Source organism: Blastomonas sp. 34TW (assembly GCF_059803595.1).
Map to the genome: position 1 here is coordinate 209,126 of NZ_JAPFGW010000007.1, position 15,639 is coordinate 224,764.

Annotated in this window: 10 protein-coding genes and 1 pseudogene; 9 read left to right on the plus strand and 2 right to left on the minus strand. The window is 62.1% G+C overall.

Features of this window, described 5'->3' with window-relative positions:
* Positions 1–278 precede the first annotated feature (278 nt).
* From OPU69_RS11165 to bchJ, 6 genes and pseudogenes are all read left to right on the plus strand, one after another.
* Positions 279–2,099, plus strand: coding sequence for a PHA/PHB synthase family protein (locus OPU69_RS11165; protein WP_498511051.1), 1,821 nt, complete (start codon positions 279–281; stop codon positions 2,097–2,099).
* A 153-nt stretch (positions 2,100–2,252) separates the two neighbouring features.
* Positions 2,253–3,092 (plus strand): phasin family protein, encoded by an 840-nt coding sequence (locus OPU69_RS11170; protein WP_498511053.1) that lies wholly within the window; start codon positions 2,253–2,255, stop codon positions 3,090–3,092.
* A gap of 377 nt (positions 3,093–3,469) precedes the next feature.
* On the plus strand, positions 3,470–5,053 hold the full coding sequence (locus OPU69_RS11175) for an anti-phage dCTP deaminase (protein ID WP_498511055.1): 1,584 nt from the start codon (positions 3,470–3,472) through the stop codon (positions 5,051–5,053).
* A gap of 4 nt (positions 5,054–5,057) precedes the next feature.
* Positions 5,058–5,267, plus strand: coding sequence for a hypothetical protein (locus OPU69_RS11180; RefSeq protein WP_498511057.1), 210 nt, complete (start codon positions 5,058–5,060; stop codon positions 5,265–5,267).
* A gap of 135 nt (positions 5,268–5,402) precedes the next feature.
* A complete protein-coding gene (gene bchE, locus OPU69_RS11185; RefSeq protein WP_498511059.1) occupies positions 5,403–7,022 on the plus strand; it encodes a magnesium-protoporphyrin IX monomethyl ester anaerobic oxidative cyclase in 1,620 nt (539 codons plus the stop codon).
* A 31-nt stretch (positions 7,023–7,053) separates the two neighbouring features.
* Positions 7,054–7,551 (plus strand): annotated as a pseudogene (gene bchJ / locus OPU69_RS11190) (bacteriochlorophyll 4-vinyl reductase); the annotation flags it as partial.
* A gap of 79 nt (positions 7,552–7,630) precedes the next feature.
* On the opposite strand, the gene OPU69_RS11195 reads toward bchJ, so the two are convergent.
* Together OPU69_RS11195 and OPU69_RS11200 are read right to left on the minus strand one after the other, a co-directional pair.
* Complete coding sequence (locus OPU69_RS11195; RefSeq protein ID WP_060979334.1) at positions 7,631–10,162, minus strand: ABC transporter permease; 2,532 nt, start codon at positions 10,160–10,162, stop codon at positions 7,631–7,633.
* Positions 10,159–10,884 (minus strand): ABC transporter ATP-binding protein, encoded by a 726-nt coding sequence (locus OPU69_RS11200; RefSeq protein WP_060979335.1) that lies wholly within the window; start codon positions 10,882–10,884, stop codon positions 10,159–10,161. The genes OPU69_RS11195 and OPU69_RS11200 overlap by 4 nt, the downstream gene beginning before the upstream one ends.
* Positions 10,885–10,940: 56 nt before the next feature.
* On the opposite strand from OPU69_RS11200, the gene OPU69_RS11205 reads away from it, so the two are divergent.
* The 3 genes from OPU69_RS11205 (at position 10,941) to OPU69_RS11215 (ending at position 15,499) form a co-directional block, all read left to right on the plus strand.
* Entirely contained in the window at positions 10,941–11,618 is a 678-nt protein-coding gene (locus OPU69_RS11205; protein WP_208598011.1) for an arylesterase, read from the plus strand.
* A 147-nt stretch (positions 11,619–11,765) separates the two neighbouring features.
* On the plus strand, positions 11,766–14,438 hold the full coding sequence (locus OPU69_RS11210) for a TonB-dependent receptor (protein ID WP_498511062.1): 2,673 nt from the start codon (positions 11,766–11,768) through the stop codon (positions 14,436–14,438).
* A 14-nt stretch (positions 14,439–14,452) separates the two neighbouring features.
* On the plus strand, positions 14,453–15,499 hold the full coding sequence (locus OPU69_RS11215) for a tyrosine-protein phosphatase (RefSeq protein WP_498511064.1): 1,047 nt from the start codon (positions 14,453–14,455) through the stop codon (positions 15,497–15,499).
* Positions 15,500–15,639 lie beyond the last annotated feature (140 nt).

Here is a 15,639-nt window from a genome sequence, read left to right on the forward strand (position 1 = left end):
GTTCTCCGTGAATGGAGCGGCATCCTTGACCTATGTGCGCGCGCGTGTCGAGCAAAAGCGGGCAGACCCGGTTAAGCTCCCCTCCCTGCAAGGGAGGGGCTGGGGGTGGATAAGCGTGATCAAGCCGGCGCTGGCGCAGACGACCCACCCCTAGCCCCTCCCTGGCCAGGGAGGGGAACCTGCGTATCGCAAGCGCGGCGATCCGTTTATCAGGGACTTATCTTTGCTTGCCGCGGCTGCTAGGAACGCTTGAAAAGCATCGACAACGAGAGGCCGCCATGTCCGCCGATACCGATTTCACCCCGCCGGGCCTGCCCACGCTGGAAGAGATGCAGCACTGGACCTGGGTGTTCGGCCGCGCGCAGCAGATGATGCTCGAGCATGCCGCGACCATGGCGCAGCAGATGGCGCAGAAGGACCTGCCCGCGCTCACCGATCCGCAGGCGTTCCAGGCCAAGCTGCCCGCCTGGATGGGATCGATGCCGCAGGCGATGCTCGATGCCCAGGCCGATATGTGGCGCGACGGCATGACGCTGTGGCAGGGCTTTATCGGCGCCATGACCCCGCCCGCGCTGATCGCCGAGCATGAGGGCGGCCCGCCCGCGACGCCGGCGCAGGTGCCCGAACTGCGCAGCGACCGCCGCTTCGCCGCGCGCCAATGGCACGACAACCCGGTCTATGCGCTGATCCAGCAGAGCTATCTGATGGTGAGCGAACAGATGCTGCGCGTCGCCGACCGGCTGGAAGGGCTCGAGCCCAGGCAGAAGGAAAAGCTGCGCTTTGCCCTGAAGGGCATGATCGACGCGTCGAGCCCCGCCAATTTCGCGCTCACCAACCCGCTGGTCATGGAAAAACTGGTCGAGAGCAAGGGCGAGAACCTCCTGAAGGGCCTCGACCACATGCTGTCCGACATGCGCAAGGGCCAGCTCACGCATACCGACCCCAATGCCTTCGAGCTCGGCCGCAACATCGCGGTGACGCCGGGCAAGGTCGTGTACGAAAGCCCGCTGTTCCAGCTGATCCAGTACGCGCCGGCGACCGACGAGGTGGTGGAGACGCCGCTGGTCATCTTCCCGCCCTGGATCAACCGCTTCTACATTCTCGATCTCAACCCGCAGAAGAGCTTCGTCAAATGGGCGACGGAGCAAGGCATCACCGTGTTCATGGTCTCGTGGAAATCCGCCGACGAGAGCATGGCGGACGTCATCTGGGACGATTACGTCAAGGCGCAGATCGAGGCGATCGATACCGTGCGCGACCTGCTCGACGTGCCCTCGGTCCACACCATCGGCTATTGCGTCGCGGGAACCACGCTGGCGGCGACGCTGGCACTGCTGGCGAAGCGCGGCGAGGAAAGCCGCGTCAAGTCGGTCACCTTCTTCACCGCGCAGGTCGATTTCGAGAAGGCGGGGGATCTCACCCTGTTCGTCGACGACGAGCAGCTCGCGCTGATCGAGCAGCTGGGCAGCCCGGGCTATCTCGACGGGCGCTATATGGCCGCGACCTTCAACCTGCTGCGCGGGCGCGACCTCATCTGGAACTATGTCATCAACAACTATCTGCTCGGCGAGGATTATCCCCCGTTCGACCTGCTCCACTGGAACGGCGACACCACCAACCTGCCCGCCAAGTGGCACAAATCGTATCTGAAAGACCTGTACCGCGACAACCGGCTGGTCCAGCCCGGATCGATCGTGATCGACGGCACGCCGATCGACCTAAGGCTCATCCAGACCCCGGCCTATATCCAGGCAGGGCGCGAGGATCATATCGCGCCGCTCGAAAGCGTGTGGCGGCTGAACGAGGCGCTTTCCGGCCCCACCCGCTTCGTGCTCGCAGGCTCGGGCCATATCGCGGGCGTGGTCAACCCGCCCTCGATGCAGAAATACCAGTACTGGACCAACGACGCGCCCGCCAACAGCCTCGAGCATTTCGTCGCAGGTGCGAAGGAGACGAAGGGCAGCTGGTGGCCCGACTGGATCGAATGGCTGAAGGCGCATGGGCCCAAGACGGTAAAGGCCAAGGGCGCGCGCGTGCCCGGCAAGGGCAAGCTGAAAGCCATCGAGGATGCGCCAGGACGCTACGTCAAGGCCCGCTGACCGGCTTGCGGCGCCTTGCGGGCTGCGCTATAAAATCACCATCAGGTTATTGCGCCCGCCCGCCTTTTGTGCAGTGCAACATTTTCCTTGACGTCAAGCCGGTCGATCACTATTGTGCAGTGCAGCATGAAGCAGCACGAGAGTGAGACCGCAATGTCCGATCAAAGCAAACAGCCTGCCGACGGGGACGCCGGCAAGGCCTATGCCGCTGCCGCGAGTGCGAAAGCGGAAGCCGCTCCGGCGGCTCCCAAGGCCGAACCTGCCAAGGCTGCCGACCCCGTGGTCGCGCCGAAGGTCGCCCCGGCTGCGGCACCTGCCGTAACCCCGGCGCCCGTGGCGGCGAAGCCTGTCCCCGCAGCCAAGGCAGAGGCTCCCAAGCCCGTCGCCAAGGCCGCGGAACCAAAGATGGCCAAGCCTGCCGCCAAACCGGCAAAGCCCAAGACCACGATCAAACAGTCCGCAGTTCCCGCATCACCGGTCGCCGCCAAGGCCGCCGCACCCGCAATCAAGAAGGAATCGAAGATCATGACCACCGCAGAAACCATCACCACCGAAACCAAGAAGGCCGCCGAGGCGATGACCGAGCGTCTGAAGAGCCTGATGGGCGACATGTCGACCCGCGCCAAGACCGCCTATGAAAAGGGCACCGAAATGGTTTCGCAGGCCAGCGAGTTCAACAAGGGCAATGTCGAAGCCCTGGTCGAATCGGGCAAGATCGCTGCCAAGGGCGCGCAGGAAATGGGCCAGGCCTATGCCGAAGACGCCAAGAAGGGCTTTGAAGAGCTGACCGCGGCGCTCAAGGAAATGACCACCGTCAAGTCGCCGACCGAGTTCATCGAGCTGCAGACCAAGCTGGTCAAGAAGAGCTTCGACACCGCCGTCGCCCAGACCTCGAAGAACAGCGAAGCGTTCATCAAGCTGGCCGGCGACGTGTTCCAGCCGATCTCGAACCGCGTCAGCGTCGCGGTCGACAGCTTCAAGAAGGCCGCGTAACCCTTACGCCCCTTCCCGCTGGGAAATCAGAAAGCCGCTCCGGATGACCGGGGCGGCTTTTTTGTAGTCTCGAGCGTTAGACGCCAAACCAACATCTGGGCCAAACGATCATCATTTTTCCTGATTTAGAGCATTTTCAAGTTGACCGTTCACGGTCAACGGCCCGGAAAATGCGGCATCAAAAAACAAGAGCGTTTTCGCTCAATGTGAAAACGCTCTAGGCTTACTCAGAACACGCTTCTTGACCAAGTGAATCCGTCCAGAATGGGTAAATTGGCCTCAAATTGATGGTATTGCCCCAGATTTTTTCAACAATTGAATATCCACTAGACAATTCCACTTATTGAAACATAATCAGCGGTCTGAGGAGTGGGCCCATGAGAGCACCTGAGAAACCAGAAATTGTTATCGCGCTGGCGGGCCCAATAGGCACTGACTTACATACACTTGCCGAGTCGCTCGATGAGAGTTTGCTCCCATTTGGATACCAGTGCCACCGCATTCGTGTCAGCCAACTTATTGAGTTCAAATGCAAACAAGATCTCGCTGATAAAATAACAAATGCGAAGCATGATGAACGAATTAAGCTACTGATGGCAGCTGGTGACACTTTACGGAACCAGACATCACACGGAGATGCGCTGGTTCCATTAATTGTGGCGGCCATACGTAGCCAACGCTCGAAGGTACTAGCCGAACGGGGCGTTCAAGATCCCGATGTACCCGCCCACAACACTTGTTATATTATTGATTCATTAAAGCATCCCGATGAGGTGAGAGCCCTCAAAGGTATGTACAATCAAAATTTTATCCTTATATCAGCGTTTACTTCGAGAGAAGAACGAAAGGCCAATCTTGCAGCGTTGATCTCAAAGTCATACATGAGCACATCTGACAACGACTATATTGAATCCGCTCAGAGCCTGATCGAGATCGACTCAAAAAGAGATGGGAGTCAGATTGGTCAAAGTTTGCGCGACACCTTTCCACTTGCAGACCTGTTTATTCGGCTATCGTCAGATTTCAAATTAAAACTTGACAGATTTTTGTCCCTATATTTTGGCAGCCCATACATTACCCCTAATAGGGATGAGTTTTTTATGTACGAGGCAAAAGCTAAATCTTACAGGTCTGCCGATCTATCTCGGCAAATAGGTGCAGTAATTGTCGACAAGGGCCAACATCTGGTAGCATCTGGATGCAATGAAGTTCCATTGGCTGGAGGGGGTAGTTACTGGCCTGACATGGACGACAAACTTGACAATCGAGATTACAAGAAAGGCCGGGATTTTAACGCCGTTAAAAAGATTGAAATAATTCAAGAGCTAATATCATTCCTTAGCAAAGAGAGTATTGTAACTTTTCCTGAAGGGAAAAATGCAGAATCAATCGTTAATGATTTGATATTTGGCGATTTTGAGAGCCAATTCAAAGAGTTGAGGGTATCAAATCTCATTGAATTTGGCCGTGTTGTCCATGCTGAAATGAATGCTATTACAGAGGCAGCAAAGCGAGGCATAGAAATTGGTGGCGGACAGATTTTTTCGACCACATTTCCCTGCCATATGTGCGCAAGGCACATTATAGCATCTGGGATATGCAGGGTAGTTTATATCGAACCTTACCCAAAAAGCATGACAGAAGACCTGTATGGTGATATGGTTATCGTCGATGCCATACCGGCTGCATATGACGAGAGTCAGGACAAAAAGGGATCGCATGGCCCAGTGGCTTTCGAGCCCTTCGAGGGTGTAGCACCAACCTTTTATCGGGAACTTTTTCAAGCACCGACTCGTAAAGATCGCCAAGGCTACACCAAACCTTGGGCAAAGCTTTCTTCTCAGCCGAAAATCGCACGAATTTCTACCGTGCATCTAGGTCTCGAGCAAGCGCTGGTAAAAGCTGTTGAACAGCTGAGGGAAGTTGGCATAGAGGAAGTGATAAACAGTATAGAGGGATAGGGATATGGCAGTCACCAAAGAGATGATTATCCAGCAAATTCAGCAGGATACAGCCGCCTATGACGCTCTTTCGGAGGCTCTTAAGGAAGTCCTGTTGCTAGAAGCTGCGTCTCTCCGCGCACCTGCGACATCCGTGTCGCCAGCGGATCAAATCTATTTCTATGGCGGATTTGCAACCGTAGGACACCAGCGGCTGGCCTCGAATTTTGAGTGACTAGAAGGGAAAAAGGCCCGATTACGTCTGGGCTCTTCATCGCCCCAAATTTGATCCACCTCAATGATCCCCCCGCCCCGCCCTCGCATCCTCTGATAGTACGGGGCATGCCGCCCCCGAGTCTCGGAGGGCCCCATGCGTATCCTGTTCGTGCATCCCAATTATCGGTCGGGCGGGGCGGAGATTGCGGGGACCTGGCCTCCCGCATGGGTGGCCTATCTCACCGGGCCGCTGCGGCGCGCGGGGTTTGACGACATCCATTTCATCGACGCGATGACCGAGGGGGTGTCGGACGACGATCTCGCCGCGCGCATGGCGGCGCTGCAGCCCGATATTGTCGGCACCACTGCGATCACGCCCAGCATCTATGCCGCCGAGCGGGTGCTGGAGATCGCCGCGCTCACCGTGCCGCACGCGGTGCGCGTGCTCGGCGGGGTGCATGCGACCTTCATGTACAAGCAGGTGCTCGTCGAAGCGCCGCATATCGATGTCATCGTCCGCGGCGAGGGTGAGAACATTGCCGTCGAGCTGTTCGGCGCGATCCAGCGCGGGCGCTATCTCGAGGAGCGCGCCAATATCGCGGGCCTCGCGTACCGGGAGGGCGATGCGATCGTCGCGACCAAGGCGGCCGAGACGATTAAGGATATGGACAGCCTCAAGCCCGACTGGGACATTCTCGACTGGAAGCAGTACACGTACATTCCGCTCGGCACGCGCGTCGCCATCCCCAATCTGGCGCGCGGCTGTCCATTCACTTGCAGCTTCTGTTCGCAATGGAAATTCTGGCGCGATTACCGCGTGCGCGATCCGAAACTGGTCGTCGACGAGATCGAGGAGCTGCACGAGAAGCATGGCGTCGGCTTCTTCATCCTCGCCGACGAGGAGCCGACGATCAACCGCAAGAAATTCATCGAATTCTGCCAGGAGCTGATCGATCGCGGCCTGCCCGACAAGGTGAAATGGGGCATCAACACCCGCGTCACCGATATCTATCGCGACAAGGAATTGCTCAAATTCTATCGCTCAGCGGGCCTCGTACATGTCAGCCTGGGCACCGAAGCGGCGGCGCAGATGCGGCTCGACCTGTTCAACAAGGAAACCAAGGTCGAGGAGAACAAGACCGCGATCCGCCTGTTGCGCGAGGCCGATATCTTCGTCGAGGCGCAGTTCATCGTGGGGCTGGAAAACGAGACCGCCGAGACGCTCGAGGAAAGCTGGCGCATGGCCTGGGACTGGCAGCCGGACCTCGCCAACTGGTCGATGTACACGCCCTGGCCGTTCACCCCGCTGTTCGAGGAGCTGAAGGACAAGGTCGAGGTCCATGATTTCAGCAAGTACAATTTCGTGACGCCGATCATGAAGCCCGCGGCGATGGAGCGCGGCGAGCTGCTCGACCGGGTGATGGCCAATTACCGCCGCTTCTACATGCGCAAGGCCCTGTTCCATTATCCCTGGCGCGGAACGGGCTTCCGGCGGCGCTATCTGCTGGGGTGCCTCTATGCCTTTCTGCGCGCAGGCTTCCGCCGCACCTTTTATGATCTCGGCAAGGCGGGCTATTGGGGGCCGCAGACGGCCAAGAGCGTCGACTTCCACTTCGACGAGAAGCGCATCGCGGTCGAGCAGGCGGCGTCCGATTGGGAAACGGCGGCGGACCGCGCCGCGCGCGCCGGGGAACGCCGCGCCGCCGTCCGCGCGCAGATGAAGGAGCGCGCGCGCGATCGCATCGAGTTGAGTGCAGCACCAAAGGGCGAGTGAGGTGGCTGCCGCTCCCTCGCGCGCTGGCAGTGTGCAGGCGCACACGGGCGCGCTGATCGGCCCCAATGCCGTGCTGCAAATGGCATGGGCGATGGAGGGCACGATTGGCGCAGACGCGGCGCGCGAGGTCCTCGAGGTCGCGGGGATCGATGCCCTGCCCTCGGGCGAAGCGATGATCTGCGAGGGCCAGGCGCTGCGACTGCACCACGCGCTGGCGATGCTGCATCCAACCGAAGCGAATGACATCGCGGTGGCGGCGGCTGTCGGCACGGCGGACTATATCATCGCCAACCGCATCCCGCGCCTTGCCGCGATGGCCTTGCGCTGGCTCCCCGCCCCGCTCGCCGCGCGGCTGCTGATGCGCGCAATCGAGCGCCATGCCTGGACGTTCGTGGGCGCAGGCGCGTTCACCGTCACCGGCCCATGGCATTTCACCATCGACCGGTCTCGCTCGGGCAATGCGACCGAGCCGCCCGACACGCTGTTCCTCTGGTATGCGCAAGTCTTCGCGCGGCTCTATTCGCGGCTGGTGCGCGCGCGGTCAGGATGCACCGGCGCTGCGCCCGATCCGCGCTACCCGTGCCGCTGGCATTACCATATCGCCCCGCTCAAAGCTGGCGCAGCGCCCGCGCGGGCCGCGCCGCCAGCACCGGCAACGATCCGGCAATCCCGAGGCCCAGCGTCAGCAGTGCCCCGCCCGCCAGCGTCAGCATCACCACCGGCCAGTCGGGTGCCCAGTTGAAGCTGAAAATCTGGGTGATGACATACCAGGCCGCGGTCAGCCCCAGCGCCAGCGCGACCAGCGCGAGCAGCGCGGCGAGCAGGCCATATTCGAGCGCCTGGGCCGACAATATCTGCCGCCGCGTCGCGCCCAGCGTCTTCAGGATCACGCTGTCATAGATGCGCGCCTGGCGGCTGGCGGCGATCGCGCCGATCAGCACCGCGATGCCCGAGAGGATCGCGATCGACCCGGCAGCAGCGATAGCCGTGGCGATCTGCGTCAGGATCGTGGTCACCTGGCCGATGACATCGCGCACCTCGATCACCGAGCTCGAGGCGAACCCGGCGAGCACCGCCTTGCTCACCGCGCGCTCCTTTACGTCGGCATCGGCCATGCCCTTGAGCGAGACCGTCGCGGCCAGGTTGTGCGGTGCATCGCGCAATGTGTTGGGGCTGAACACCATCACATAGTTGAAGCCCATCGTGTCCCAGTTGATCTGGCGCAGCGAGGCGATTCTGGCGGTGAACTCGCGCCCCAACAGGCTGACGGTCAGGCTGTCGCCAACCTTGAGGTCGAGCACATTGGCCATCTCGCGGTCGATCGAAACCAACGGCGGGCCTTCATAGCCTTTCGGCCACCATTTGCCTTCGATCAGTTCGCTCCCCTCTGGCAGCGTTTCGGCATAGGTGAGCCCCCGCTCGCCGCGCAGCACCCAGGCGTTTTCGGGAATGTCCTTGAGGTCGGCGACGCGGATGTTCTTGTAACCGGTCACCGTGCCGCGCAGCGAGGGCACCGCGTTGATCGCCGCGCCCGGCGCGGCCTGCTCGACCGTGCGGCGAAATTCGGCCTCGCGCGCCACCGGCACGTCGAGCACGAACAGATTGGGCGCTTCTTTCGGCACCGTCCGGGTAATCTCGTTGGTCAGGCTGGTCTGGATGCCCGCCAGGATCACGAACAGCGTCAGCCCCAGCCCGAGCGCCACCACCAGCTGCCCGGTCTGTGCGCCCGGGCGGTGCAGGTTGGCGAGCGCAAGGCGCAGCAGCGGCGCCTTGGGCCGCGGCAGGCGCGAGGCGGTCCAGCGGATCGCCCAGCCGATTCCTGCGAGCATCAGCAGCACGCCCGTTGCCGCCGCCATGAACCAGGCCGAGAACACCGCCTCGCGCGCTGTCACCAGCGCCAGCGTGACGATGCCCGCAATGCCGATGCCGACCGCGATCAGCGTCGCGCGGTCCGGCCAGCGGTTGCCCTCGATCAGCGATCGGAACAGCCCCGCCGCCGGCACATGCCGCGCGCGCGCCAGCGGCGGCAGCGCGAAAATGAACGCGATCAGCAGGCCATAGGCCGCGCTCACCGCCAGCGGTCGCGGATAGATGGCAAATCCCGGCTTGACCGGCAGCACATCGCCCGCCGCCGCGATGATGGCAGGGGGGATCAGTGCGCCTGCGATCAGCCCGCCGAGAATCGCGAGCGCCGACACCGCGAGAATCTGCACGAGGTAAATCCGCAAGATGTCGCCGGAACCGGCGCCCAGGATCTTGAGCGTCGCGATGCCCTGGCGCTTGGTGGCAAGATACGAGGCGACGCCGTTGCCGACGCCGATCCCGGCAATCACCAGCGCGGCCAGCCCCACCAGCGACAGGAACTGGCCCATGCGCTCGATGAAGCGCGCAGTGCCCGGTGCGCCGCGATCGCGGTCGCGCAGCTCGAGCCCGGCTTCGGGGAATTCCGCCTTCAACCGCGCGATCGATTGCGCCGGGTCGGCGAGCGGGCCGACCTTCACGCGATATTTCGCCTCGTACATGCTGCCCGGCTGGATCAGCCCGGTGCGCTGGATGCCGAGATCGGAGACGAGCGCGACCGGGCCGAGCGTGAAGCCCTCGCCCAGTCGGTCGGGCTCATCCGCGATGATGCCCGTGATAGTGAACTCGGCGTCGCCAAAGCGGATTTTGTCACCGCGCTTGAGGTCCAGCCGGTCGGCCAGCCCTGCCCCGATCACTGTGCTGGCGGGGTCGAGCGGCGCGTATTTGCCCGATTGCAGCGTCATCGTGCCATAAAGTGGGTAATCGTAATCGACGCCCTTCAGTTCGGCGAGGATCGCATCGGGGCCGCTGCCGCTCGCGCGCGGCGCAGTGCGCTGCGCCATCGCCTGCATGCGTACGGTTTCGGACAGCAGGCCCTCGCGCTCGAACGCGGCGAGCTCGGCCTCGCTCGCGAGGCGCTGCGACATCGTCACCTCGAAATCGCCGCCCAGGATCACCTGGCCGCGCTGCGACAGCTCGCCGGTGATCGACGCGGTGAGGCTGCCGATCGTCGCCAATGTCGCGACGCCAAGGAACAGGCAGATGATGAGCAGGCGAAGCCCGCGGAACCGCCCGGATAGGTCACGCCGCGCAATGCGCCAGATCTGCGCCCAGGTCATGCGCCAGCGCCGCCAGCCCGGTCCGCGACGATCAGACCGTCGCGCATCTCGATCACGCGGTCGCAATGCGTTGCGAGCGAGGGATCGTGGGTGATGATCAGCAGCGTCGCGCCGCTCGCGCGCTGGCGGCTGAACAGCAGGTCGATGATCGCCTCGCCGGTCGCGCCGTCGAGATTGCCCGTGGGCTCGTCGGCAAAGATGATCTCCGGCCCCGGTGCCATCGCGCGCGCAATGGCGACGCGCTGCTGCTCGCCGCCTGAAAGCTGGCTGGGATAATGCGTCACGCGGTGGCCGAGCCCGACCGCCTCCAGCTCGCGCTGCGCCGTACCGAACGGATCGGCAATCCCGGCCAGCTCGAGCGGCACCGCGACATTCTCGAGCGCGGTCATCGTCGGCAGCAGGTGGAAGGCCTGGAGCACGATGCCGATGCGCCCGCGCCGCGCGCGCGCCAGGCCGTCCTCGTCCATCGGCCCGAAATCGAGGCCGGCGACGCGCACCTCGCCGCTGCTCGCGCGTTCCAGGCCGGACAGGATCGCCATCAGCGACGACTTGCCCGATCCCGAAGGTCCGAGCAGCGCGACCGACTGGCCCAGCGGAATTTCCAGATCGATGCCCTTCAAAATCTGCGTTTCATGCCCCGCTTCGCCGAGGACAAGGGTGACATTGCGGGCTGCAATAGCAATATGGGGGGCAATATGCGGCCGCGTGAGCGTATCGTGCATGAAATGAAAGGGCTTTCGCTTTGGGACGGAACAGCATTCTATATGGGGCGGCTTTATTGCTTGTCCATTGCACTGCGGCCTGCACGCAGCCGTCGGACGAAGCGACCAAGCCGCCGGTCGAAAAGGGCCAGGAAACCGGTGCCGAACAGCCCGGCCGCAATCCGCTCAACGCCGACACCCGGCTGGTCATGGCGTTCGGCGACAGCCTCTATGCCGGTTATAACGTAAAGCAGGACGAGAGCTTCCCCGCGCAGCTCGAAAAGGCACTGTCCGCCAGGGGCCTGAACGTCCAGGTGCACAATGCCGGGGTGTCGGGCGACACCACGGCAGCGGGGCTGCAGCGCCTCGCCTTCGCGCTCGACGGCCTGCCGCGCAAGCCCGATCTCGTCATCCTGGGCCTGGGCGGCAACGACATGCTGCGTGGGATCAGCCCGGAGCAGACCCAGAGCAATCTGAAAGCGATTCTCGACGAACTGAAGAAGCGCGACATTCCGGTCGTACTCACCGGCATGATCGCCGCGCCCAATCTGGGCCAGGATTATGCGAGCAAGTTCAACCCGATCTATCCCGCGCTCGCCAAACAATATGATGCGGGATTATATCCCTTTTTCCTCGACGGCGTGATCACCGACAAGGCATTGATGCTGCCCGATGGCATTCACCCCAATCCGAAGGGAATTGCCAAGGTGGTCAACGGGATAGACGATATGGTTGCGAGCAGGTTGCAGAGCTGAACCCGTTTTGGCGACAAAGACGCGACATCTTGATTACGATAGCAAGTCATATCGTAACCGAAGATTGACCATTTTGTCATCAAGACGCCATGGCGGCGTCATCGCGCGTCCCTAGCTGCGCCCCCGAACACCAACGGGGGTTGCGCCATGATTCTGAAAACATCTGCCACCGCGCTGCTGCGCACATCGATCTCGCTCATGGCCTTGGCCGCAGCAGCCACCGGCATGCCCGCGATGGCGCAGGAAGCTGCCGCGGACGATAAGGACGGCAATGGCGAGATCATCGTCCAGGGCGCGATCATCACCGCGCAGGGGGAATCGATCGCGCAAAAGCGCAATGCCGACAATCTGATAGACATCTCGGCAGCGGACTCGGTCGGCCGCTTCCCCGACCAGAACAGCGCCGCCGCGCTCTCGCGCCTGCCCGCCGTCGCGGTGCAGCGTGACCAGGGCCAGGAACGTTATATCCAGGTGCGCGGCGCGCCCAACCGCTGGACTTCGGTCAGCATCGACGGCGTGCCGATGATCGGTGCAGACGAAGGCGGCCTCACCCGCGCCTATCGCTTCGACGCGGTCCCAGCGGTCATCCTGAGCGCGCTGGCGATCAACAAGTCGCTCACCCCCAATATCCAGGCCGAGGCGATCGTCGCCAATATTGACCTCCGCACCTTTTCGCCGCTCGAGGGCAAGACCGGTTTCCATGTCCAGGGCGATGTCGGATATGGCTTCATGGAACTCGGCGAAGGCGACCAGCGCCAGGGTTCGCTGCGCGTCTCGTACAGCGACGGCACGTTCGGCGTCGTCGCAGGCGCATCGCATTACCGCCGCGAGCAGGTGACCGACAACCGTGAGGTCGGCCTCTATGACGAACCGAGCGGCCCTACCGATACCCAGTTCGGCCCGACCGAGATCGACATCCGCCAGTATCGCCTTGTCCGCGAGAATAACGGCCTGTTCGCCGCGTTGGAATATTCGCCGCAGGAAGGCCAGAAGCTCTATGCCAGGACCATCTATACCGAGTTCAAGGACGACGAGCAGCGCGACCAGTACGAGATCCGGCTCGACCGCGCGCTGTCGGGCACGCGCAACCTTTCGGGCGGCGATCTTGTTCGCGTGCCGATCCGCGGCTCGTTCAACCTCGGCAACTATCGCACGCGCAATTTCATCAACACCATCGGCGGCGATTACGAGGAAAATGGCTGGAAGGTGAATTTCGCGGCGAACTATACCCGCACCGAAAACACCACCTATTTGCCGCTGGTTCAGGCGAGCACCGCCACCGCGACCTCGCCTTCGGTACGCTATGATTTCAGCCGCCCGAACCTGCCGATCGTGCAGCTGTTCCAGACCGTGCCCGGGGCGACGGCGGGCAGCTTCGTGCGCGGCCCGGCGCTGGCGAATTTCGACCAGACCACGCTGATCAACGCCAACACCTCTCCCGCCTTGGTCATCCCGATCGTGCAGGACGTGTTCACCGACAGCTATACCGTGAAGCTCGATGTCGCCAAGGAACTGGGCGATGTGACGCTGACCGGCGGGCTGCTCTATGCCGATCGCGATATCGGCGGGTTCATCTTCGCGACCTCGAACGCGGTGCTGCTCTCGCCCCAGGCGCTGGCGGGCACGGGGCTCAGCTTCAACCCTGCCAGCTATATCACCAACACCCCCTGGGATACCGGCTTCCCGCTCGGGATCACTTTCAACTATGTCGACAACACGCGGATGCGCGCCGATCTCGACACTATCTTCGCGACGCTCCAGCGCCAGGGCCGGTTCAACCCCGCCAACAACGTTCCTGCGGAAAACCGCTTTCAACTGAACGAGAAGACGCTGACCGCCTATGGCATGGCCAAATGGGTGTTCGACGGCGGCCAGGTGATTGCCGGTGCGCGCGTCGAACATTTCCGGTTGCAGAACCAGGGCCAGGCGCGGCTCGCCAACGGCACACTGGTGCCGCTCTCGGCACCGCAGGACTATACCGACATCTTCCCGAGCGTGAATGCGCGCTTCGATGTCACCGACAATCTCGTCTTCCGCGTCGCCGGACAGCGCGGCATCGCGCGGCCCAGCTTCGGCGAAATCCGCGTGGGCTCTGCGATCAATGACACGAACAGCCCCGGCACAATCGCTGGCGGCAACCCCGATCTTCGTCCCGAATATACCTGGGGCGTCGATGCGAGCCTCGAATATTACATTCCGGGCCAGGGCATCATCGCGGTGTCGGGCTTCCACCGCTGGGTCGACAACGTGCTGTTTTCGAACACGCAGATCGTGGGGTCGGACGCGTTCAACAGCAACGGCGTCGATCGCTCGCGCTATCTGCTGACCTCGAGCTTCAACGGCAATTCGGGCGAGCTTTACGGGGTCGAGTTCAACTATCAGCAGCAGTTCACCTTCCTGCCCTCGCCGCTCGACGGTTTCGGCTTCCAGGGCAACCTGACGCTGATCGAAGGCAGCTTCGATACCGACCAGCGCCGCAATATCGGCTTCCCCGGAACCTCGGACACGATCGTCAACGCCTCGCTCTATTACGAGAAATACGGGCTTTCGATCCGCGCCAGCTACCAATGGCGCAGCGACTATCTGGAAACGCTCTCGATCGGCACCGGCGGCACCGTGACCGGCGACGAGTTTCGCGGTGGATACACCAATGTCGATGTCGCCATCCGCTATGACATCACGCCGAACATCAGCCTGTTTGCCGATCTCAACAACTTGACCGACGCCAAATATACCGCCTTCCTTGGCAACAAGGGCCGCCCGACCGAGGTGGAACAGATCGGCCGACGTTACCTCGCCGGCATCCGCTTCGGCTTCTGACAGGAGAGAATGCCATGCGCTTCAAGACCGCTTTCGCCCTCGCGCTGTTCGCCAGCGCCATGCCCGCGCTCGCCATCGACAGCGTGACGGTCAGCCGCATCGATGCCGACAAGGTCAAGGTGACCTGGACCGACAGTGATCCGGTCGACGTCATCGTCACCGACACGCCGGTCGCCGCCGGCGCTGCCGTGCCTTTGGTCAAGGCCAGCCGCAAGGGTGAGGCGATCGTCGCCATGCCGTCAGCCAAGCGCCAGTTCCTGGTGCTGCGCGATGGCGGCGATGCCTCGCTGACGCTGACCGCCGAGCGCGAACTGCCGCTCGCCAAGGGATCGAATTTCCGCGATCTCGGCGGCTACAAGGCGGCGGGCGGAAAGACCGTGCGCTGGGGCAAGATCTTCCGCTCGGGTGCGCTGCCTCTGCTCACCGATCAGGATTATGCGCTGCTCGGCGGGCTGAATATCGGCACCATCGTTGACCTGCGCTCGCTCGAGGAGCGCGAGGTCGCTGCAACCCAGCTCGACGACCGCACCGGCGCGCTTTTCGTCTCCAACGATTATTCGCTGAAACCGCTGATGGCGAACATGGGCAGCATGAAGGGCGAATATGTCTATACCGGCATGGAAAAGCTGCTCGCCCCGCAATACCGCTCCTTGTTCAAGCGGCTGCTCGCCGATGATGGGGCGGTTATGTATCACTGCTCGGCCGGACAGGACCGCACCGGCATTGCTTCGGCGCTGATCCTCAGCGCACTCGGCGTCGACCGCGAGACGATTCTCGCGGACTATCACCTTTCGACCCAGCTGCGCCGACCGCAGAACGAGATGCCGCCGCTCGATCCGGCGGATTATCCGACCAATCCGATCGTGCAATATTATGCCGCCGCCGCAAAAAAGCCCGGAGGGGTCAAGGCCGAACCGCTCTATTCCGCGTCGGGCAAGTCGCACCTGGCGCAGTTCTTCGAGGTGCTCGACCGCGATTATGGCGGGGTCGAAGGCTATCTGGCGACGATCGGCGTAACCAAAGTCGATATGGCGCGGCTGCAGGGGCTCTATCTGGAGTAATAGCCCTCTCCCCTTCAGGGGAGAGGGTTGGGAGAGGGGCCTGCGTTACTCGTGCCCCTCTCTGCTGCGACTAGGGTCAGGACCTATTAACCGCTTGCGCGCGGCGTGAACGGTTGATTCAATATGGCAGGAGGTAGCTG